Genomic DNA, 20,114 nt, shown 5'->3' on the forward strand with positions numbered 1-20,114 from the left:
TGAAATAAATCTTTACAAGGTTGGCAAATTAAGAGAAGACGCTGAGTTGTCACCGTTCCCTTGAGGTAGCTAATCAGGGATTCAAATAGACAGGGCACAATGGAAGTAATCCTTCCTGAGAAACCAAGCTCAATAGACGGTTTCAGTCTAAACTCCTTGCCGCTCAGTCTTATTCACAACTTTAGTGATAGCAGCCAAATTTTCCAGCCGATTGAAGGAGAGTGGGTTGTCTGTGTTCCAACGCCTAAAGCAGGACTTAAAAAATGATCTGATTGCGGGGCTGCTCGTTGTCATTCCCTTAGCCACAACCATCTGGTTGACGATTACTGTTGCTAATTGGGTGATTAACTTTTTGACGCGCGTCCCGAAGCAACTCAACCCTTTTGATGGCTTTCACCCCATCCTAGTCAACTTCCTCAATTTTGCTGTGGGCCTAACGGTGCCATTGCTCTTGATTTTGGTAATTGGCTTAATGGCTCGAAATATTGCAGGACGGTGGCTGCTAGATTTTGGGGAGCGGTTGTTGCAGGCGATTCCGTTAGCGGGGGCAGTTTACAAAACGCTGAAGCAACTGCTAGAAACGTTGCTGAAAGATTCTAACAATCGCTTCCGCCGAGTCGTGTTGGTGGAGTATCCCCGTCGCGGGGTTTGGGCGATCGCCTTTGTCACCGGAGTGATCAGTGGAGACATTCAGGCGCACTTGCCTGGCTCGATGCTAGGGGTGTTTATTCCCACCACTCCCAATCCGACGACGGGTTGGTATGCCGTAGTACCAGAAAACGAAGTAGTCAACCTGTCGATGTCGGTAGAAGATGCCTTTAAGGTGATTGTGTCGGGTGGCATTGTCAGTCCTACCTCCCAAGCGACATTGGCCTTGAAACCCACCAGCGATCGCCAACTAGAAACGCCTCTGCCCGAACCCCAATGGCAAGCCTTAACGCTGCCGCTCGAAGAGGAGTGAAGCAAGCGTTAAAGCGCTAAGATAGTCAAGCTGCTTCTGAACCTGGACAATTAACTCTCCATGCAAGCTCGCCGAATCGCTCGTGAACTTTCCCTGCTCAGCATTAGCCAGTTGCCTGCCAACCAGAGCCGACTGGACGACCAGCAACTCCAAAACATCATGCTGGCCGCTGTTCGTACGCTAACTACTGAAGTTCAGGAAACTCTAGAAACCGCAGCAGCAGAAGTGAAGCGGGGCAGCGATCGCTTGCTGAGTAGCGAAACGCGAGCCAGTGATGTCCAGAGTGCCAGAGCGATGGTCCAAGAAGCGCTGGATTTAGCTCAAACTGCAATTAATCGCGTCGGAATGGCAGTTGAGTTACCAGAACTGATTCAGTTGACGAATCAGAAAGAAGTTCGAGCTTATGCTCTGCAAGTGATTAGCACTTTAAATGCCAATACGGGAGCAGTTGATGAATTGCTAACCCAGTCTTTAGTCGATTGGCAACTCAATCGCTTAGCGCGGATCGATCGCGATATTCTTCGCATCGCTGTCACAGAAATCATGTATTTGGGCGTGCCAGACAAAGTTGCGATTAACGAAGCTGTAGAATTAGCAAAACGCTACAGTGGAAGCGAAGGACACCGCTTCATCAATGGTGTGCTACGGCGCGTGACAGAGCAAATCAAAACCAAATCTGTCTAAACTCCATAGCAAAAACCTGGTCAGATTGAGTTGCTGCGAACTCAACTGAGTGTTCAGATTAGTTTTAAGCACAAACATTTTTCTTTACAGTTAGATGTATTGGGTAGATCTATTGAGATCTCGATATTTCCTTAGGTAGCAGTTTTAGGTAAATTGCAATGGTTTTCAATTGGTTCCGTCGGCAGTTTGACGATCGCTCGGAAAATTCTCAGGTTGACCAGACAGAAACAATATCAGAGCCATCTGAAGCGAATCAGGCTGAGTCAGAGCCGAGTGAGCCAGAAGCAGCCGCAACTGCCACCGAAGAAGTGGCGGAAGATTATCTCAACTGGGCCAAAGCAGCTTACCAAAATATTCAAAAGCGACAGCAGGTTGAGCCAGAAGCAGCACCCGACGAAGTCGCTATCGAAGAACCCGCCACTGAGGAACCTGCAGCAGCTGAAGAATTTGTAGCTGAAGCACCCGAGGAATTTGCTACTGAAAAGCCTGTAGCTGAAGAGCTAGAAGTACCAGAAGTCGCAGAGACCTTAGAGGAAGCCACTGCTGAAGATCCTATAGCTGAACCCGCGATCGCTCCAACTGCTGCTGAACTTACCGCCGAAGTCAGCGAATCTACACCAACTGAGCAACCTGAAACTCCTGAGGAAGCGATCGCGGAGCCAATCGCAGCATTAGCATCGGAAAAAATAGAAGCCCCTGCGATCGCCTCAGAAACTACCCCTGTAGAACCTCTGGCAATAGAAACCTCAGAAGTAGCTCCAGCAGCCCCTACAGAAACATCAGAATCTACCGAAGCAGCTCCGTTACCCTTCTGGGCACAAGCGGAAACGGATCGGCAAGCGAGATTAGAGCGCCTCAAAGCCACCGCCATCGAAGAACCCGAACCAGAAGTTGCTCAACCAAGTGCCACAGTTCAAGAGGCTGTGCCTGAAATTGCCTTTGATGAAGGCTTCTTGTGGTCTGCTGAGGTGTTAGCTGCTCAAGGTCGCCGCCCAGACCAAATTTCGATTGAAGAAATCACTTGGCTGAAGCGATTACGCCAAGGGCTAGACAAGACTCGCCGGAGCTTGGTCAACCAACTCAAGGCGATCGTCGGACAAGGGCCGCTTAACCAAGACGCTGTCGAAGAAATTGAGGCGCTATTACTGCAAGCCGATGTGGGCGTAGCAGCCACAGACCGCATTATTGACTCCCTCCAGAAGAAACTGCGGGAAGAAGCACTGCCTCCGGATCAGGCGATCGCTTACCTGAAGTCGATCCTCCGCGATATGCTGGATCGGCCATTGGGCAAGTCCTACAACCCTACTTTTGCGCCCGAAAAAGATACCTTAAACATTTGGTTGATTACAGGCGTGAATGGTGCTGGTAAAACGACCACCATTGGCAAGCTAGCCCACTTAGCCCAGAAGTCGGAGTACAACTGTTTAATTGCCGCCGCCGACACTTTTCGGGCTGCCGCGGTCGAACAAGTCAAGGTTTGGGGACAGCGTAGCGGGGTCGAAGTCATTTCCAACCCTGGACAAAATACAGACCCAGCAGCGGTCGTTTTCGATGCCATCGGCTCGGCTCAATCTAGAGGGACCGAGCTGTTATTAGTGGATACGGCTGGGCGCTTGCAAAACAAGAAAAACTTGATGGACGAATTGAGCAAGGTTCGGCGCATTATTGACAAGAAAGCAGGCGATGCCAAGATTGAATCTTTGTTGGTCTTGGATGCTACGTTGGGCCAAAATGGGCTACGCCAAGCCGAAGTATTTCTAGAAGCTGCTCAACTGAGTGGGGTTGTTCTGACCAAGTTGGATGGCACCGCTAAAGGTGGAATTGCTCTGGCGGTGGTGCAGCAGTTAGGGCTACCCATTCGCTTTATTGGGGCGGGTGAGGGGATTGAAGATCTCAGACCGTTCTCTAGCTATGAGTTTGTGGAAGCGCTTCTAGCAGGTTGATTCACTCGCAAGTCACCTCAAAGAGATTGGCGCTGCTCAGGAACAATTCTGCTAGTATCAACAGATTCGTTAGAATTTATGCCAACTCTGCGCCAACTTTAATCCTGTTGGCGGAACTTACTAGTATTGAGTTGATTCTTGTACCAAGCACTTAACCTTGGTTAAACATCACACTATTTTGTAGCAAACCAGATTTGTAGTGAACTAAATGCTTTACAAATTCTCATCAGTTTGCCGACTTTAAACCAGTAAAACTAGAGCGCAAATTCTGTAAATAGTGATAAGCTGTCTCTCCAGTAATTTGTTCAAATTGCAGGTAGAGAATTTATCTTCTTTCACCTGTTGACGTTCAACTTTTCGGTTCTCAATGACAACTTAACATTGCGCTAATGACTGCTGTGCCTGTTCCTCGACAGCCCTCCCAACCCTCTGACCGCACCAGTGGCGGCACCTCCCCCGATATGACGCCAGTTTTCGCTCTGAAGGAACTGGTGGCGCGGTTGCATCGGGAACAGCACAAAATCCAAGACTTGTTAAGCTCGCTCAGCTTTGCCTTGCGGAGCTTCAATAACTTAAACCAGTTTCTAGAGCTAATTCCGCTGATGGCAAGTCGGGTGACCGATGCGGATGGTGGAGCTTTAGTACTGTTCAAACCCAATGGACAGATGCGGCTAGAGCGGCTGCATTGCCAGGACAGCCGCCAGTGCCACGATATTCGTAAAGCACTAGAAACCGCGACCCGTCAGTTAGCCGCTGCCGCTGCCACACCTGGAGGCGCGATCGCCCCTGCTAAAATGACTGCCGCCCTCGATCATCAGGTTAGTCATTACTTGGGGCCAGATGTGCATTTGTTTGGCACCGCAATTCTGGTCAAAAATGCTGAGCGGGGTAGACTTTACGTGTTTAGCCGAGCCGTGGATTATGCCTGGACAGAAACGCGGCAAAAATTGGTGCGCTTGGTGGCTGACCAAACCGCTGTGGCGATCGAAAATGACGAACTTACGGTAGAGCTACGCAAAAAAGAAAGGCTCGATCGCGAACTAGAAATTGGGGCAGAAATTCAATTACAGCTCTTGCCGCGCCAGTGTCCCAAAATTCGAGGCGCAGAACTGGCCGCTCGTTGTCAAACGGCGAATCGAGTTGGGGGTGATTATTACGATTTCATCCCCATTCCTCACGCTCGTTTACGTTCGGCCAAAACAGGTAGTGGCGAAGCGGGGCGTTGGAGCGTCTCCATCGGCGATGTCATGGGGAAGGGTGTGCCCGCTGGTCTGATCATGACCATGCTACGGGGCATGCTGCGAGCCGAAGTATTGAACAGGCACTCCCCCGCTCGGATTCTGCAACACCTGAACCAGGTGATGTATGCCGATTTAGAAAATTCCAATCGGTTCGTGACTCTGTTTTACTCGGAGTACGACCCGCAAACGCAGATGTTGTCCTATAGCAATGCCGCGCATAACCCACCGTTGCTTTGGCAAGCTTCAACGGACTCAATTAAGCGTTTAGATACTCTGGGTATGCTGATCGGCTTAGATGCAGATACCCATTACCAAGATGGTCAAATCCAGCTACAGCCGGGGGATACCCTGATTTACTACACCGATGGTTTTACCGACGCAGCCAACCGTAGTGGCGATCGCTTCGATGAAGATAATCTAACTCGTGCCTTCCACTGGGCTTGTGGTCATTGCGAAAGCCCCCAAGAGATTCTGGAGCATTTGTTTGCCCAAGTGCAGCAGTTTATTGGAGCAGGTAATCGCAACGGTGATGACATGACTTTGATTGTTATGCAAATCAACTCGCCAGATTAATCTCGATTTTTACTTTACAAGTGCCAAAAATCTGCGACTCTATTGTTACGTGCTAATTGCAGTAGTAAAGCTGCTGGGATGCACCAAAAGACTGCGATCGCTTGCTACGGATTAGCCTTTTAGTCTTAAACCTTTTAGTAGTCCCAACATTTGATGAGGAGATGGTAGCAATGGTCATCCACGTAATGCAGGATATGACAACTTGGTTGAATCAAACCACACATTGGGGTGACTGGCTCCAGCAAGGTTTAGCTTGGCATGTCCCTCATGACTGGACAATATTGGCCAAACAATATAATCAAGACATTTTGGCAGATATCCAAAAGGGATTTAACAACTTTGTAAAAACAGGCCAAGTGTGGGCCTTATTAATCGGAGTCATTTTGGGCTACATGATTCGCAGTATGACTTCCTATTAAACTCACCTCTAAGTCGTGATTTAGATAAATTTTTGCCTCCTAGATTGGCCTTCGATGCTGGTAGCTCGGACTGCATTTTAGGAGGCATCGCTCATGTCAAGATGAGTTTTCGACGCTGTTGATTGAATTCAGGAAAACAACCTTGGATACGGAACTGCCGCCCCAGCCTGCTGCTAGCTCCCAAACTTGGAGTCAGCGATTTGAAACTGCGCTACACCCAGCGATCGCTCAATTCAATGCCAGCATCGGCTTTGATATCGAGTTGGTGGAATATGACTTAACCGGATCTCAGGCTCACGCCCAAATGCTGGCTCACACAGGCATAATTACCCCAGACGAAGGGGATCAACTCGTAAAAGGGCTGGATCAAATTCGGCAAGAGTATCGCCAAGGTTTTTTTAGCCCTGGTATTGATGCCGAAGATGTACATTTTGCGGTCGAACGTCGCCTAACCCAAATTCTGGGGGATTTGGGCAAAAAGCTGCACACTGCGCGATCGCGAAACGACCAGGTTGGCACGGATACTCGGCTTTACTTACGGGACCAAATGCAGGAGATTCGCGCTCAAGTGCGGGAGTTTCAAGCGGCTTTGTTTCACCTGGCTGAGCAGCATGTAGAAACTTTGATTCCTGGTTACACCCATTTGCAGCGGGCTCAACCGATTAGTTTGGCACATCACCTAATGGCGTACTTCGAAATGGCGCAGCGCGATTGGGAGCGGCTTGGAGAAGTGTATCGCCGGGTAAATGTGTCGCCCTTAGGATGTGGGGCATTGGCAGGAACCACCTTCCCGATCGATCGCCACTACACCGCTGAATTACTCAACTTCGATGGCGTTTACGTTAATAGTTTGGATGGAGTCAGCGATCGCGACTTTGCGATCGAATTTCTCTCGACTGCCAGCTTGATCATGATGCACCTGAGCCGCCTGTCGGAAGAAGTGATTCTTTGGGCTTCGCAAGAGTTTAGCTTCGTCACCCTCAAAGATAGCTGTGCCACAGGCTCCAGCATCATGCCCCAGAAAAAGAACCCCGACGTACCAGAACTGGTGCGGGGCAAAACTGGGCGAGTCTTTGGACATTTACAGGCCATGCTAGTACTGATGAAAGGCTTACCTTTGGCCTACAACAAAGACTTGCAAGAAGATAAAGAAGCTTTGTTTGATGCGGTCAAGACTGTCCGAGGCTGTCTAGAAGCTATGACCATTTTGCTGCAAGAAGGGATAGAATTCCGCACTTCTCGCCTAGCAGAAGCAGTGGCCGAAGATTTCTCTAATGCCACAGATGTTGCCGATTATCTGGCAACTAAAGGCGTGCCTTTCCGTGAAGCTTATAACTTGGTGGGCAAAGTGGTGCGGACTTGCTTAGCCGCCAACAAGCTGCTCAAGGACTTGAGTTTAGACGAGTGGCAAACTCTGCATCCTGCCTTTGAATCAGACATATATCAGGCGATCGCACCTCGTCAAGTCGTCGCAGCCCGTAACAGCTACGGCGGCACTGGGTTTGAGCAAGTAAGACAAGCGATCGAAAATGCCCGACAACGGCTGCGTCAAGATTAATGCCCTCCCCTTATCCAGTTTCACCTCGTAAATAGTGTCTATGTCTCTCCAGGTTGGTGATCTCGCACCAGACTTCAGTTTGCTGGATACGCACGGCAATTTAGTCCGCTTGTCAGACTTGAGAGGTCAGCGAGTTGTGTTGTACTTTTACCCACGAGACAACACTCCTGGCTGCACCAAGGAAGCTTGCGGCTTTCGGGATGCCTACTTGGATTACGAGTCCCAAGGTGTAGTGATTTTGGGCATTAGTACCGATCATGCTAAGGCCCACGCCAAATTTACGACGAAATATCAGTTGCCCTTTCCTTTACTGTGCGATGAAGATGCCACAGTAGCCCAAGCGTACGGCAGCTATGGGTTGAAAAAGTTTATGGGCAAAGAATTCATGGGCGTACATCGTCACACGTTTGTGATCGGCTCAGATGGTACGATTGAGAAAATTTACCGCAAGGTGAAACCAGAATCTCATGCCACAGAAATTCTGGCTCACTTGCTTGGGTGAAGACTGCAAGAATGGGTGCGTGGTTTAATTGCATCGGCTTTCGGCTTCCATTGTTCTGCTCGTATGACAGCCCTGCTTTATGCGTCGGTTCTGGCATTTGATTCAAACCGTACTGGGATTGATCTTCCAACACCCCATTATTGGTACGAGTATTATCCCGCTCCTGCCTGACGGTCGAATTGTCCTGATTCGACGGCAGGACAATGGGAAATGGGGATTACCTGGTGGCATGGTGGACTGGGGAGAAGATATCCCTACTACAGTTGGGCGGGAGTTGGCGGAAGAAACAGGTCTGGAACTAGTCAAAATTCGACGGTTAGTGGGAGTTTATTCTGCACCCGATCGCGATCCCAGAATCCACTCAGTCTGCATAGTTGTTGAAGCTGAAGTGCAAGGAACAATGCAGGCACAAGACACTTTAGAAGTGATGGAAGTACAGGCTTTTGCCGCCGACGCTCTGCCCTTGGGTAACCTATCCCACGATCACGATCGCCAACTACAAGACTATTTGAATGGGCTAACCACACTGGCGTAGTGGAAGGATGAGGAAGGAGGGAAAAAGTGGAAAGGATGAGGGATGAAGGAGGAAGGATGAAATTGTTTGCAACGCCTTTGTTATTCCTCTCAATTGCCATGAAGAATGAAATTGAATTGACTTACGACACTGCCGTAATCTAAGGATGAAAGTTAGGCCCATTCATCCCTCATCCTTCCTGTTTCATCCTTCATCCCTCATCCCTCATCCTTCTTGATTAAGATGTCTCTACCGCTGCGTAATTCTCGATTGAAGCTGTCTCAAGGGCAAATTTTCTGGCGTGAAATTGGTCAGGGAGCAGCGCTGGTATTTCTGCATGGCTCTTGGAGTGATAGCAGTCAATGGGTGCCAGTGATTGAGCAGTTGGGAAGAGAGTACCACTGTTTTGTGCCTGACTTATTGGGATTTGGTGATTCGGAGCGACCAAAAGTCCATTATTCGATTGAGCTGCAAGTAGAGATGCTGGCAGAGTATCTGGAAAGTTTGCGCTTGCGGCAAGTGTATCTAGTCGGCCATTCTCTAGGGGCTTGGGTGGCGGCGAGTTATGCCCTGAAGTATCTAGAGCAGGTACGTGGCTTGGTGCTGTTGGCTCCGGAAGGGATTCAGGTGCAAAAGCTGGGGCGGCGTTGGTGGTGGGCTAGGTGGTTAATCTCTCAACCCCCCCTGCCGTTTTGGTTGCTGCGATCGCTGTATCCCATCGCACCTCTATTAGGTCTGCAAAAACGGGTTGAACGTGCTCTCCAATGGCGAAAACAACTGCTGAAATCTCCTGTTGCTTGTCGCTTACTATTTCAACGCCGACGAGGTGAGATCCAAGCAGAGCAGTTACAGGGGAGGCTTGATTGGCTCAAGGTTCCGGTCATAGTATTGCAAAGTGAACAAGATACGTTTGCAGCCAAACTACTCAGCCAAACTTATACGGAGCTAACACCCACTGCAAACTGGCGAATTGTGCCGCAAGGTGGTGTAGAACTACCACTCACAGCCTCAGCAGCCGTCGCTCAGGAAATCCGAGATTTCATCTCATCCTTTTCAAGCTGAAGCTGACTCAGCTCGACAAGCTCTCATACCCCAAAAAATGAGGTTGGAGTCAACGGTGATCTGAACGGCTAGTTGAGGATGTTGGCTTTGCAAATACTGGTGTAGCAGGACGCGATCGCCTCCCGTCATCACCACAGCACTACCCGGAAACTCTTGCCACCAAGCTTGGATAAAGTCCATGACTCCCGCTAAAACTGTATAGATAATGCCACTGGCGATCGCTTCCTGCGTATCATTAGCCCAACGCGTTGGTAACGTTTCGGGTAAGGTGATCGCAGGGAGAGCAGCGGTTTTTTGAGCCAGCGATCGCACTTGCAAACTTAGCCCTGGCAGAATCGCTCCACCAACTAGCTGTCGCTCAGCATTGCCACCTGTAAAGGTTAAGGCTGTGCCTGCATCAATCACCAAGGCAGGCCAACCATATACTTCTCCTGCTCCCCACAAAGCCAAAGCGCGATCGATTCCTAGAGTGGGGTAGCTGTGCTCTAGGAGAATCTGTTCAAGCGTGAGAATTTGCAGAAGAGGATAATCTTGCCAAATAGTAGTTTGAGCTGGGACAACAGAGGCTAAGACAATTGGTGAGTTGTTGAGATTGTCTTCGCGCGATCGCTCTTCCCCCTCTCGTCCTTCAATTTTAGGAGAAGCTGTTTTCAAAGTTCCCCCCAGTATTGAGGGGCTAGGGGGGCCAGAACTTACCAAATGCTCACTATCCCAAGCTGATTGCAACTGGTCACCGACAAACCAAGCCCAATGCAGCCGAGAATTGCCAATCATCAAAGCGAACCAGCTTTTATCCACAGGTAATTAGGTATAAATACATATAGAATTGCTTAACTTACCTATCAGGTCTTTCAACCCAGGTTTTTAAATCAACGTGTGACAATAGGGAAAGGCGATCGCCTCAGCCAGGTTTGACGAGGAGATTTTACATGGTAGTGCTGACTGACCGGGCTCAACGTAGACTGACGATACAAACGAGCGAAATTGCTGCGGAAACCACCACGATTCGCTCATTAGATTGGGACCGCGATCGCTTTGACATCGAGTTTGGTCTGAAGAATGGCACGACCTACAACTCCTTTGTCATTAAAGGCGAAAAGATTGCGCTGGTCGACACGTCTCACGAGAAGTTCCGTCAACTGTACTTGGAGACGCTAACCCAAGTCGTAGACCCAGCCAAAATCGATTATTTGGTGATTAGTCATACTGAACCAGACCACAGTGGCTTAGTTCGCGATGTCTTGGCCTTAGCTCCCCAAGCAACGGTAGTGGGTTCCAAGGTGGCGATTCAGTTTCTTGAAGATTTGGTACACCAACCGTTTAAGCGGCAGATTGTCAAAAATGGCGATCGCCTTGACTTGGGCAATGGTCACGAATTGGAGTTTGTGATCGCGCCGAATCTACACTGGCCTGACACCATCTTCAGTTACGACACTAAGACGCAGATTCTCTTTACCTGCGATGCGTTCGGGATGCACTTCTGCGACGATCGCACTTTTGACGAAGACTTGAGCGAAATTGAAGCGGATTTTCGTTTCTATTACGAATGCTTGATGGCTCCCAATGCTCGCTCGGTGCTGTCTGCTCTGAAGCGTATGGGTGAACTACCAGAAGTGAAGCAGATTGCCACTGGACACGGGCCGCTGCTGTACTACAACGTGGCGGAGTGGGTCGATCGCTACCGCAACTGGAGCCAAGCCAAAGCTAAGTCTGAGAAAACGGTAGCGGTGTTCTACGTCTCTGACTACGGTTACAGCGATCGCCTGTCGCAAGCTTTAGCAAAAGGTATCACCAAAACAGGTGTTGCCGTCGAGATGATGGACCTGAAATCCGCAGACCCCCAAGAAGTACAAGAGCTCGTGGGTCGCTCGGCAGGTTTAGCGATCGCCACACCGCCTGTATCGGGGCCAGCCGCAGCCACCGCTCAAGCTGCTCTAGGTACGGTGTTAGCCGCCGCGAAAGACAAGCAAGCCGTAGGAATTTTTGAATCCTATGGGGGCGAAGATGAACCCGTTGACCCCCTCTTGACACGGTTTAGAGAGTCGGGCTTGACCGTAGCCTTTCCAGCGGTGCGGATCAAAGACACGCCCAACGAATCGGTTTATCAGCTCTGTGAAGAAGCGGGCACCGACTTAGGCCAGTGGCTGACTCGCGATCGCGCTATCCAACAGATGAAGTCGCTCAACAGCGACCTTGACAAAGCTTTGGGACGGATCAGCGGCGGTCTGTACATCATCACCGCGAAAAAAGGTAATGTCGGCGGGGCGATGTTAGCCTCCTGGGTAGCCCAGGCCAGCTTTACTCCGCTTGGCTTCACGATCGCAGTTGCGAAAGATCGGGCGATCGAATCTCTGATGCAAGTAGGCGATCGTTTTGTCCTGAATGTGCTGGAAGAAGGCAACCATCTGGGCTTAATGAAACACTTCCTGAAGCGATTCCCACCAGGGGCCGATCGTTTTGCTGGGGTGAAAACACAGCCTGCGGTGAATGGCTCCCCGATTCTCACTGAGGCTTTAGCTTATCTAGAGTGCGAAGTGAGCAGCCGCATGGAGTGCAACGATCACTGGATTGTTTACAGCACCGTGCAAGAGGGCCGAGTTTCTAACCCTGATGCGCTGACTGCGGTGCACCACCGCAAAGTGGGCAATCACTACTAAAGACCTAACCCCTCTCCCCTTCCCTGCCAGGGAAGGGGAGCAAAAGTCAAAACCCTCGCTCTTACTGAGTAGGGAACTTGAAGCCCCTCTCCTGTAGGGAGAGGGGTTGGGGAGAGGTCAACTCGAATGACCCGAAAGGAGGTTTCGCCAGGTTGACAAAAACATTAAAGTGAGGCAAAGAGAGTGATGCTACGATAAGAGCACTCGGACAGGTGGACTATGAACGTCGATGAAACGCGGGTTTTGAGCGCGCTAGAACGGAGACCGCTCACCGTAGAAAACTTAGCTCATGCCTTGGGTTGCCCGATCAGCGAAATGCACGAAGTTGTGCAGCAGCTCTGGCAGAAAGGCTACATTGACACCAGCCGAGCGACCGCTGAAAACCATCACGGTCATGGTCAGTGGCTCATGAGTCAGTTGCTGCCTTGGGGACACCCGCAAGCTCCAGTGGCAATTCACTCTAACTCTAAAACCTACTTCATCCTGACCTCGAAAGGACATTTACATTTACACCCTATCTTGTCTCTGAATCAGGAAGCGTGAGTGAATTGATGGATTGGTTGCCCTGGCTCTCAGTGTTAGCAATTCCAGGGGTGATCAATATTGCAGTGGCATTTAAACAGCTAGCAGATGACTGCAAATTCCTCCCTTTTTTTGAGCCTTTCAAAACTGGGGGAGTTTGGGTGTGGGCAGCCGCCCAGTTTTTGGTTCCTTGTTTCCTGTTTTGGATGACCACTTCGATGTCAAGTCGACCCACAATCGACTGGGCCTTGGTGAGCCAAGCGCTAGGTTTTGGTGTGGGATTTGTCACATTGATGAACGCTAGGACTGACACGGGCTTTTTTACGTTAGACATCAAGATTATCTACGCCCGATTAATTCGTGTTGCCTACGCCTTAATTGCTTCCAAAGAAACAGGTCGCACCGCCGCCTTTTGGACCGATGTGGAACGGATCTTAAATCTTTGCCCCGACCTTACCGATGGAGTTGATTTCTTAGAAAATTACTTTAGAAACGATGTGTCGCTGACGGCGGAGCAAAAGACAAATCGCCAGAAAAAGTTAGATGTGGTTCTGAAGCAAAATTCCCGCGCGGCGCAAGCGGAAGCTATTCTGGCGCTAATGGATGTGAGACGCGCAGATTTGCCGAACATGCTGCTGCGCTTTGGCTGTAGTCCCAATTTTCTCAAGCAACATTTTCCCAAAGCGAGAATCTATGGTGGAAACTAAACCCAGAGACGTACAAATCTTACCGATCGCCCTTGATACAACCGTATTGCGATCGCGCAGTTGGACTCGGCTCCGCTTTGAGATTGAGTACGCCCGACAGCGAGGCACCACAGCCAACTCTTTCCTGGTTCGTGGGGACCAAACTGCTCTGATTGATCCACCGGGTGAGTCATTCGCAGAAACCTATCTCACCGAGTTAAAGAAGCGGCTGAATCTGAAGCAACTGGATTATGTAATTCTGGGGCACGTCAACCCTAACCGAGCGATCACGCTGCAAGCCTTGCTCGACATTGCGCCCCAAATTACCTTTGTTTGTTCCAATCCAGGGGCGATCGCTCTCCGCAAGGCGCTGGGTGAACAAGACCTCAATATTCTGGTGGTGCGGGGAGAAGAAACCTTAGATCTGGGTCAGGGGCACCATCTGCAATTCATCCCTACCCCTAGCCCGCGCTGGCCCGACAGCCTCTGCACCTACGACCCCAAAACCCAAATTCTCTACACCGATAAATTCTTTGGGGCGCATATCTGTGGCGACCAGGTGTTTGATGAAGGCTGGACTGTCTTTAGTGACGATCGCCGTTACTACTACGACTGTTTGATGGCTCCTCACGCTCGTCAAGTTGAGACGGCGCTCGATAAGCTGGCTGATCTGACAGTGAAGTTCTACGCGCCGGGACATGGGCCTTTGGTACGCTATGGTCTCACAGAACTCACGCACAACTACCAGCAGTGGAGCCAACAGCAGAAGTCGCAAGAACTTTCAGTGGCACTGCTGTACGCCTCAGCCTATGGCAACACTGCAACTCTGGCTCAGGCGATCGCGCGAGGCATTACCAAAGCAGGTGTTGGCGTAGAATCCATCAACTGCGAAATTGCTGAACCGGGTGAAATCCAAGCAGCGGTGGAGAAGTGCGCCGGATTCATCATGGGTTCGCCCACCTTAGGTGGTCATGCTCCTACTCCGATTCAAACCGCACTAGGAATTGTGCTCTCTACGGCAGCTAAGAACAAACTCGCCGGAGTGTTTGGTTCTTTTGGTTGGAGTGGGGAGGCGATCGACCTAATCGAAGGCAAGTTTAAGGATGCTGGGTATAACTTGGGCTTCGAGACAATTCGGGTCAAGTTCAAACCCACAGAAGTCACGATCAAAATGTGTGAGGAGGCGGGCACTGACTTTGCCCAAGCGCTGAAGAAAGCCAAGAAGGTACGAGAGCCGAGACAACCTGCGACCTCCTTGGAGCAAGCGGTAGGCCGAATTGTCGGTTCTCTTTGCATCGTTACCTCGAAGCAAGAAGAGGTGGCGAGTGCGATGTTGGCCTCCTGGGTATCTCAAGCCACCTTTAGCCCGCCTGGCTTGACTGTAGCTGTGGCAAAAGAGCGGGCGATCGAATCCTTGATGTATCCTGGTAGCCGCTTTGTACTCAACGTTCTGGCGGAAGGGAACCATATTGGTTTAATGAAGCAATTTCTGAAGCCGTTTGGTCCTGCGGAAGACCGCTTCCAAGGTGTGGAGACAGAACTCACCAGTGAGGGTGCTCCTATCCTCAAAGATGCACTGGCTTATATAGAATGCCGCATCGAAAACCGGATGGAATGTGGCGATCATTGGTTGCTGTACGCGATTGCGGATAACGGCAAAGTCCTGCAACAGTCCAATGCCCTCACCGCCGTCCACCACCGCAAAACTGGCACCCATTATTAGGGTAGCTAAATGGGGAATTGCAGGGTGTGTAACTTACGCACCCTACTTCGGCCTTGCTATAGCTTTATATCCGTTTTTCTAGATATTGACCAATCATCTGCTCCTCTCCCGCACGGGAAATGATGGTTTGGCGAGTGCGATAGTTGTCACCCACCAACTTCAGTTCTTCCTCAAACATCGAACCGTCGTATTCAGTCTTGAGGCAAAGAGTTTGAGGGGTTGAGAAGTGGTATTCCGCTTTCACAGGTTTGACTGTAGCGAAACCGCGATCGCGATACAGAATATTACCAGCAGCCCCAAACAAAGTTGAGCCTTTAGATTTCTTACGGCCTGAGACGGACTCTCGGCTCTCCCAAGTAACGTGGGCCCCGCAACTAAGGCTGACTGCATCACTCAATTCATGCAAGGCTGCCAAGCGTGCCAGTTCATCACAACCTTCTTCTAAGAAGCAAATGGTGATAAAGCTTACCATTTCTTGCGTGTCTCCTGCGGGAAGCGTGTAATAGCGCCGTTCCGATCGCCACTGCCCTTCCGATCTGCGGAAAAACTCAGCGATCAAAGATTCCTCTGTCGTTTTTGCAAACTGTAGAAGTGGTGCCACCGGAATCAGTCCTCTTACGAAGTACGGTAAAATTTATTTACTGTTCTTAATATTACTTATTGTAGGCATTCTAGGTGAACAAGTTTGTAACTTATGCTCCTATGGTGAAAGATACTTCGTTTCTTGTCATCCGCTGTCAGCCAGAGTTTATCTAGATTACAAGCTTTATATCCAGTGAGAGAGCGATCGCAAAACCTACTCTTGATAGACTGCTTGATGGAGCAATAACCCTGGTTACTCTATATCCACAACAAGAAATCCCGCTGTTACGGGCTTGACAAATTAAATATTTGTGCCTCTAGATTGAGGCGGATTTATCGAGTTGTCAGGGCGATCGCATTGAGCCTGAGTGAAGTCATGCCGTAGCCTATGGAGGACTTGATGACCTCTCGCCCTGACATACTAGGTTTAGCCTAGGTTGACTTTAACGACTTTGTTTTTCTCTCCATCAACTTTGGGCAAGGTTAAAGTCAGAACACCATTCTTGAATTCTGCTTCTACTTGCTCGTTCTTAACCCGGTTGGGGAGGGGGATGACACGCTGGAATTGACCATAACGAAATTCCGAGCGAATCATGCCTTTTTCTTCCGTTTTAGTTTCAGATTTCCGCTCACCTCGGATAGAAACAGCCTCAGCAGAAACTTGTACGTCTAGGTCTTGGGCTTCTAGCCCAGGGACTTCAACTTTGAGTTGAATTGCGTCACCTGTTTCATAGATTTCTGCAGCTGGCATAAAAGGAGTTCTAGTATTAGTTAAATCACCTTCATCTCCATTAGCTAGGCGATCGAAGAGCCGATTCATTTCTCGTTGTAGGCTATTAACTTCGCGGAAGGGTTCCCAACGTACGAGTGCCATATGTTTTACCTCCAATACTTGATGCAGGGGAGTAAGACTGCAACTAGCTCATTGATTCAACCTTGTTAAGCTCTGCTCTGTAGAGGTTCTAGCTAGTTCATCTAACTCTCTCTAAGTATCAAAATAGCGAGTTAAAAAGTTTAGGTTGTTCGGTTCTTTCCCAAGAAGCGATCGCAATTGCCGCACTACAAAAGGCAGGTTCTTTCGACTTTATTGGTAGTCAATCGAAGGGTCTTGTGGCGAATGAAAATGCGTAAAAAAGCGGGTGTTTGAGTGACTCATGATCACTGGTTTTTAGGAGTTTCTTACTAAGATTTAGTAGTGATCCTGAGTTAATGTTCAAGCAATAAATCACGAAGTTACAACTTATGTAAGGTTATGTGAAACTTTTGCGGATTGATTGCTCACTTGATAGAAAATAACGATACTTGCTTTAACAGCATGATCCCCATTTTTTAAGCTTTATGCGAATTGGCAATCGACCGCCCCAATCGGAAGCAGAAACGCGAACTCGGATTCTGCAAGCTGCCCAACGATTATTTTCGCGCCAAGGTTACGACGGTACGACCACGCGAGATCTAGCTCAAGCGGCGGGGGTAGCAGAGGGGACGCTGTTTCGGCATTTTTCTAACAAGAAGGCAATCTTGATTGAAGTTGCCACGCAGGGATGGATAGAGATTCTCACCGATTTGCTCACCGAGCTGAGCGAAATGGGCAGCTATAAGGCCGTGGCCCAGGTGATGCGACGACGGATGCTGAACCTGCACCAGAATATGGACATGCTGCGGGTTTGCTTTATGGAAGCGCAGTTCCACCCCGACTTGCGCGATCGCATCCAACTAGAAGTGGTCGATAAGATGACGGATGTGGCCGAAGCCTTCTTCCAGACCGCAATGGATCGCGGTGTTTATCGCCCCATGAATCCAAGAATAGTGGCTCGCATCTTCCTGGGCATGTTTACAATCGCGGGCTTTAGTCAAGACACCGTCATGGGTGAGAAGGCATCCCCGAAAGCCATGCAGGAAATGGCCGAAGGTTTAGCTGATATTTTCCTGAATGGGGTTTTGGTTAAAGAGTAGAGCTGCTACGGTCTAGTTATGCAAATTCCTAGCAATTCTGAAGCGCTTGCCAATGCCTTGCGCGATCGCCGTCAGCGCTTAGCCGCTTTGTTGGATGGCCCTGTGGTGCTGTGGTCTGGTGGCCGCAGTTCTCGTAACTTTCCCGCCAACGTGTATCCATTTCGGGCCAGTAGTCACTTTCTGTACTTTGCAGGCTTACCGCTGGAAAACGCAGCAATTCGGCTAGAGGCAGGCAAGCTGGAGTTATTCATCGATGAAGGTACGCCTGCGAGCGCTCTCTGGCACGGCCCCACCCTGACTCGTGACGAGATTGCTACAACCATTGGTGCGGATGCTGCGTTTCCCTTAACCGATTTAGCGATGCGAGCAACTGGCGCGGCGACAATTCCGGTGCAAGATGCAGCCACTCGCCAGCAACAGGCGCAAATTCTGGAGCGATCGCTTCCTCTTGCCAATCAGCTCACCGGAAATGATTTGGCGCTAGCTCAGGCGATCGCAATTCTGCGCCTCACTCATGATCCTGAGGCGATCGCGGAATTGAAGAAAGCAGCAGTCGCCACAGTGAATGCTCATCGAGTTGGGATGGCAGTGACTCCCGGTGCTAAAACCGAAGCGGCAGTCCGAGCCTCAATGGAAAGCGTGTTTGTGGCGCAGAATATGACCTGTGCTTACAACAGCATTGTCACGGTGCAGGGTGAGGTGCTGCACAATGAGCAATATCACCATGCTCTGAAGCCAGGAGATTTGCTCTTGGCAGATGTGGGGGCAGAAACGACGAGCGGCTGGGCCGCAGATGTCACCCGGACTTGGCCCGTTTCGGGTAAGTTCTCACCCACTCAAAGAGTGCTCTATGAAGTAGTGCTAGCGGCCCACGATATTTGCATTGCCAAGCTAGAACCCGGAGTAGAGTATCGCGACATTCATCTCAGCGCAGCCCTAATCATTGCCGCAGGTCTACTAGATTTAGGTATTTTGCGCGGCAAGCCAGAAGATCTCGTCGCGATGGATGCTCATGCGCTGTTCTTCCCTCACGGTGTGGGTCACATCTTGGGCTTGGATGTGCATGATATGGAAGATCTAGGAGACTTAGCAGGCTACGAAACAGGGAGAAGCCGCAGCGATCGCTTTGGTCTCTGTTACCTCAGGCTCGATCGCCCCTTGCGTCCGGGAATGCTGGTGACAATTGAACCCGGTTTCTATCAAGTGCCTGCAATTCTCAATGACCCTGAACGGCGATCGCGCTACAAGGATGTAGTGAATTGGGATCGCTTGGCCCAGTTTGCCGATGTGCGCGGGATTCGGATTGAAGATGATGTGTTGGTGACGGAATCAGCTTCTGAGGTCTTAACAGCAGCGCTCCCTACTAAAGCAGATGCGATCGAACAATTGGTCACGGGCGAATAAATACGGCGATCGGGCGATCGAAGTGTCATCAACTGCGATTGGCTCACCTAATGATCAAATGTGTGGGAATTTGGATCAAGGAATTAGCTAAACAAAGGCATTCCTTGAAGGTATTTTGAGAGCAGCATTGACGCAGGCAATATCCCGTAGGACCAGACATTCATTGAAACAACCGTAGAGGCGAGTTGAGGACGAAGTTTTGGCATTAATAGCGAAAGAATCCAGCCTTCAACAATCAGATTAAACAAAAATCCAATCAGCAATAAACCTGCAATGGGTGGTAAGAGCACATCTGGTTCTTTAGAAGTCTCAACAATGCGGTCTAGAGCCAAACTACCGTAGCTCATCCCAAGCAATAAGATATAAACGCCTATTTGCCCTAAACCTTTGGTTAGCCCTAGAAAGTATCCTGTTCGGCGGCAAAACGTGGTCAGCATTAGCCCTAATATGACACCTTGGAATGCCAAAGTTATAAAACCGAAGGGTGGTAGACCAAAGGATATTACTGTCCCAAACACAACGGCAATCAACCCGCCAATATTGGCTAGTAAAGATAACCCAAAAGATTTGAGCCACCCCACTGACTCCTGATAGTGCAAGATTGCTGATTCAATCAGAAGGCTCAGCAGCAGAGGCAACCCGTAAAAAATTGCTGCAACACCTAGAGGAAATGCAAGTAAAATCACAGCACCTTCAGAACCACCTCCACAAGGTAAAACGGGCAAGGCAGTTGCTCCTACTAGTATCAATGCTCCTACTAGGGTTTTGATACTCGGAATAATGGGGCGACACAACAATGCCGTTAAGGTGTTTTTTGTAACAGTAGATTGCATGACTGAATTTCTGGAATGGGTGGAGAGGTGAATACCTAAACTTCCCCCTTAGTAAGGGCTGAGCAAGGCGATCTCAACCCTAAACAACTTCTATACTTACTTCTGTGATTTCGGACAAGTATAAAAGTTTCTAAGCATATTTCAATCATAAAGTTTGATTGCTGATTGGAAGGCGATCGCTTTTGGTAGTGCATCAATCGACTGTGGGATTGATAAAGTAAAGAGAGTCCTTCCCTAGAAACCAGGTGATGCAGTGTCCTCTGTGCGGTCATGCTAAAGCGCATAAGCATGGCAAAA

The 20,114-nt window shown here is 49.6% G+C and carries 19 protein-coding genes; 15 read left to right on the forward strand and 4 right to left on the reverse strand.

Going from position 1 to position 20,114, the window contains the following annotated elements:
• The first annotated feature begins 232 nt into the window (after positions 1 to 232).
• The 9 genes from H6F68_RS16150 (at position 233) to H6F68_RS16190 (ending at position 9,457) form a co-directional block, all read left to right on the forward strand.
• Positions 233 to 961: a DUF502 domain-containing protein gene (locus H6F68_RS16150; protein ID WP_190432413.1), complete on the forward strand. Its 729-nt coding sequence runs from the start codon at positions 233 to 235 to the stop codon at positions 959 to 961.
• Positions 962 to 1,021: 60 nt separating this feature from the next.
• A complete protein-coding gene (nusB, locus tag H6F68_RS16155; protein WP_190560533.1) occupies positions 1,022 to 1,645 on the forward strand; it encodes a transcription antitermination factor NusB in 624 nt (207 codons plus the stop codon).
• A gap of 158 nt (positions 1,646 to 1,803) precedes the next feature.
• A complete protein-coding gene (ftsY, locus tag H6F68_RS16160) occupies positions 1,804 to 3,588 on the forward strand; it encodes a signal recognition particle-docking protein FtsY (RefSeq protein ID WP_190560535.1) in 1,785 nt (594 codons plus the stop codon).
• 389 nt (positions 3,589 to 3,977) lie between these two features.
• Entirely contained in the window at positions 3,978 to 5,402 is a 1,425-nt protein-coding gene (locus tag H6F68_RS16165; RefSeq protein ID WP_190560537.1) for a GAF domain-containing SpoIIE family protein phosphatase, read from the forward strand.
• A 170-nt stretch (positions 5,403 to 5,572) separates the two neighbouring features.
• The gene (locus H6F68_RS16170) at positions 5,573 to 5,821 is read left to right on the forward strand and encodes a hypothetical protein (RefSeq protein WP_199300122.1); all 249 of its coding nucleotides are present in this window, start codon (positions 5,573 to 5,575) and stop codon (positions 5,819 to 5,821) included.
• 142 nt (positions 5,822 to 5,963) lie between these two features.
• Entirely contained in the window at positions 5,964 to 7,379 is a 1,416-nt protein-coding gene (argH, locus tag H6F68_RS16175; RefSeq protein ID WP_313930156.1) for an argininosuccinate lyase, read from the forward strand.
• A gap of 40 nt (positions 7,380 to 7,419) precedes the next feature.
• Positions 7,420 to 7,881, forward strand: a complete 462-nt coding sequence (gene bcp / locus H6F68_RS16180; protein ID WP_190432418.1) for a thioredoxin-dependent thiol peroxidase — start codon at positions 7,420 to 7,422, stop codon at positions 7,879 to 7,881.
• Between the two features lie 79 nt (positions 7,882 to 7,960).
• Positions 7,961 to 8,416 carry an NUDIX domain-containing protein gene (locus tag H6F68_RS16185; protein ID WP_190560539.1) on the forward strand — a complete coding sequence of 152 codons (456 nt, stop codon included), beginning with the start codon at positions 7,961 to 7,963 and terminating at the stop codon, positions 8,414 to 8,416.
• 222 nt (positions 8,417 to 8,638) lie between these two features.
• Positions 8,639 to 9,457, forward strand: a complete 819-nt coding sequence (locus H6F68_RS16190; RefSeq protein WP_190560541.1) for an alpha/beta fold hydrolase — start codon at positions 8,639 to 8,641, stop codon at positions 9,455 to 9,457.
• Here H6F68_RS16190 and H6F68_RS16195 read toward each other — a convergent pair.
• Positions 9,449 to 10,255, reverse strand: a complete 807-nt coding sequence (locus H6F68_RS16195) for a pantothenate kinase (RefSeq protein ID WP_190560543.1) — start codon at positions 10,253 to 10,255, stop codon at positions 9,449 to 9,451. The two genes, H6F68_RS16190 and H6F68_RS16195, sit on opposite strands and share 9 nt — an antisense overlap.
• A 131-nt stretch (positions 10,256 to 10,386) precedes the next feature.
• Between H6F68_RS16195 and H6F68_RS16200 the strand changes: the two genes are divergently transcribed.
• The 4 genes from H6F68_RS16200 to H6F68_RS16215 all read left to right on the forward strand — a co-directional run bounded on the left by H6F68_RS16200 (position 10,387) and on the right by H6F68_RS16215 (position 15,045).
• Complete coding sequence (locus tag H6F68_RS16200; RefSeq protein WP_190560545.1) at positions 10,387 to 12,114, forward strand: diflavin flavoprotein; 1,728 nt, start codon at positions 10,387 to 10,389, stop codon at positions 12,112 to 12,114.
• A 219-nt stretch (positions 12,115 to 12,333) separates the two neighbouring features.
• Positions 12,334 to 12,657, forward strand: a complete 324-nt coding sequence (locus H6F68_RS16205) for a hypothetical protein (RefSeq protein WP_190432428.1) — start codon at positions 12,334 to 12,336, stop codon at positions 12,655 to 12,657.
• Positions 12,658 to 12,665: 8 nt separating this feature from the next.
• Positions 12,666 to 13,343, forward strand: a complete 678-nt coding sequence (locus H6F68_RS16210) for a hypothetical protein (protein ID WP_190560547.1) — start codon at positions 12,666 to 12,668, stop codon at positions 13,341 to 13,343.
• A complete protein-coding gene (locus H6F68_RS16215; RefSeq protein ID WP_190560549.1) occupies positions 13,330 to 15,045 on the forward strand; it encodes a diflavin flavoprotein in 1,716 nt (571 codons plus the stop codon). Before H6F68_RS16210 ends, H6F68_RS16215 begins: the two co-directional genes overlap by 14 nt.
• A 64-nt stretch (positions 15,046 to 15,109) precedes the next feature.
• Here H6F68_RS16215 and H6F68_RS16220 read toward each other — a convergent pair whose 3' ends face one another.
• Positions 15,110 to 15,646 carry a phycobiliprotein lyase gene (locus H6F68_RS16220; protein ID WP_190560551.1) on the reverse strand — a complete coding sequence of 179 codons (537 nt, stop codon included), beginning with the start codon at positions 15,644 to 15,646 and terminating at the stop codon, positions 15,110 to 15,112.
• A 408-nt stretch (positions 15,647 to 16,054) separates the two neighbouring features.
• Complete coding sequence (locus H6F68_RS16225; protein WP_190560553.1) at positions 16,055 to 16,501, reverse strand: Hsp20/alpha crystallin family protein; 447 nt, start codon at positions 16,499 to 16,501, stop codon at positions 16,055 to 16,057.
• Between the two features lie 464 nt (positions 16,502 to 16,965).
• Between H6F68_RS16225 and H6F68_RS16230 the strand changes: the two genes are divergently transcribed.
• A complete protein-coding gene (locus H6F68_RS16230; RefSeq protein WP_190432438.1) occupies positions 16,966 to 17,580 on the forward strand; it encodes a TetR/AcrR family transcriptional regulator in 615 nt (204 codons plus the stop codon).
• An 18-nt stretch (positions 17,581 to 17,598) separates the two neighbouring features.
• Positions 17,599 to 18,984, forward strand: coding sequence for an aminopeptidase P family protein (locus H6F68_RS16235; protein WP_190560555.1), 1,386 nt, complete (start codon positions 17,599 to 17,601; stop codon positions 18,982 to 18,984).
• 83 nt (positions 18,985 to 19,067) lie between these two features.
• On the opposite strand, the gene H6F68_RS16240 is transcribed toward H6F68_RS16235, so the two are convergent.
• Positions 19,068 to 19,817: a hypothetical protein gene (locus H6F68_RS16240; RefSeq protein WP_190560557.1), complete on the reverse strand. Its 750-nt coding sequence runs from the start codon at positions 19,815 to 19,817 to the stop codon at positions 19,068 to 19,070.
• Positions 19,818 to 20,114: the final 297 nt, after the last annotated feature.

The organism is Trichocoleus sp. FACHB-262 (genome assembly GCF_014696035.1).
GTDB lineage: Bacteria > Cyanobacteriota > Cyanobacteriia > FACHB-46 > FACHB-46 > Trichocoleus.

Coding starts and splice junctions, on each gene's coding strand:
- nusB (WP_190560533.1), top strand. CDS start 1,022: ATGCAAGCTCGCCGAATCGCTCGTGAACTTTCCCTGCTCAGCATTAGC.
- ftsY (WP_190560535.1), top strand. CDS start 1,804: ATGGTTTTCAATTGGTTCCGTCGGCAGTTTGACGATCGCTCGGAAAAT.
- H6F68_RS16165 (WP_190560537.1), top strand. CDS start 3,978: ATGACTGCTGTGCCTGTTCCTCGACAGCCCTCCCAACCCTCTGACCGC.
- H6F68_RS16170 (WP_199300122.1), top strand. CDS start 5,573: ATGGTCATCCACGTAATGCAGGATATGACAACTTGGTTGAATCAAACC.
- bcp (WP_190432418.1), top strand. CDS start 7,420: ATGTCTCTCCAGGTTGGTGATCTCGCACCAGACTTCAGTTTGCTGGAT.
- H6F68_RS16185 (WP_190560539.1), top strand. CDS start 7,961: ATGCGTCGGTTCTGGCATTTGATTCAAACCGTACTGGGATTGATCTTC.
- H6F68_RS16190 (WP_190560541.1), top strand. CDS start 8,639: ATGTCTCTACCGCTGCGTAATTCTCGATTGAAGCTGTCTCAAGGGCAA.
- H6F68_RS16200 (WP_190560545.1), top strand. CDS start 10,387: ATGGTAGTGCTGACTGACCGGGCTCAACGTAGACTGACGATACAAACG.
- H6F68_RS16205 (WP_190432428.1), top strand. CDS start 12,334: ATGAACGTCGATGAAACGCGGGTTTTGAGCGCGCTAGAACGGAGACCG.
- H6F68_RS16210 (WP_190560547.1), top strand. CDS start 12,666: ATGGATTGGTTGCCCTGGCTCTCAGTGTTAGCAATTCCAGGGGTGATC.
- H6F68_RS16215 (WP_190560549.1), top strand. CDS start 13,330: ATGGTGGAAACTAAACCCAGAGACGTACAAATCTTACCGATCGCCCTT.
- H6F68_RS16225 (WP_190560553.1), bottom strand. CDS start 16,501: ATGGCACTCGTACGTTGGGAACCCTTCCGCGAAGTTAATAGCCTACAA.
- H6F68_RS16230 (WP_190432438.1), top strand. CDS start 16,966: ATGCGAATTGGCAATCGACCGCCCCAATCGGAAGCAGAAACGCGAACT.
- H6F68_RS16235 (WP_190560555.1), top strand. CDS start 17,599: ATGCAAATTCCTAGCAATTCTGAAGCGCTTGCCAATGCCTTGCGCGAT.
- H6F68_RS16240 (WP_190560557.1), bottom strand. CDS start 19,817: ATGCAATCTACTGTTACAAAAAACACCTTAACGGCATTGTTGTGTCGC.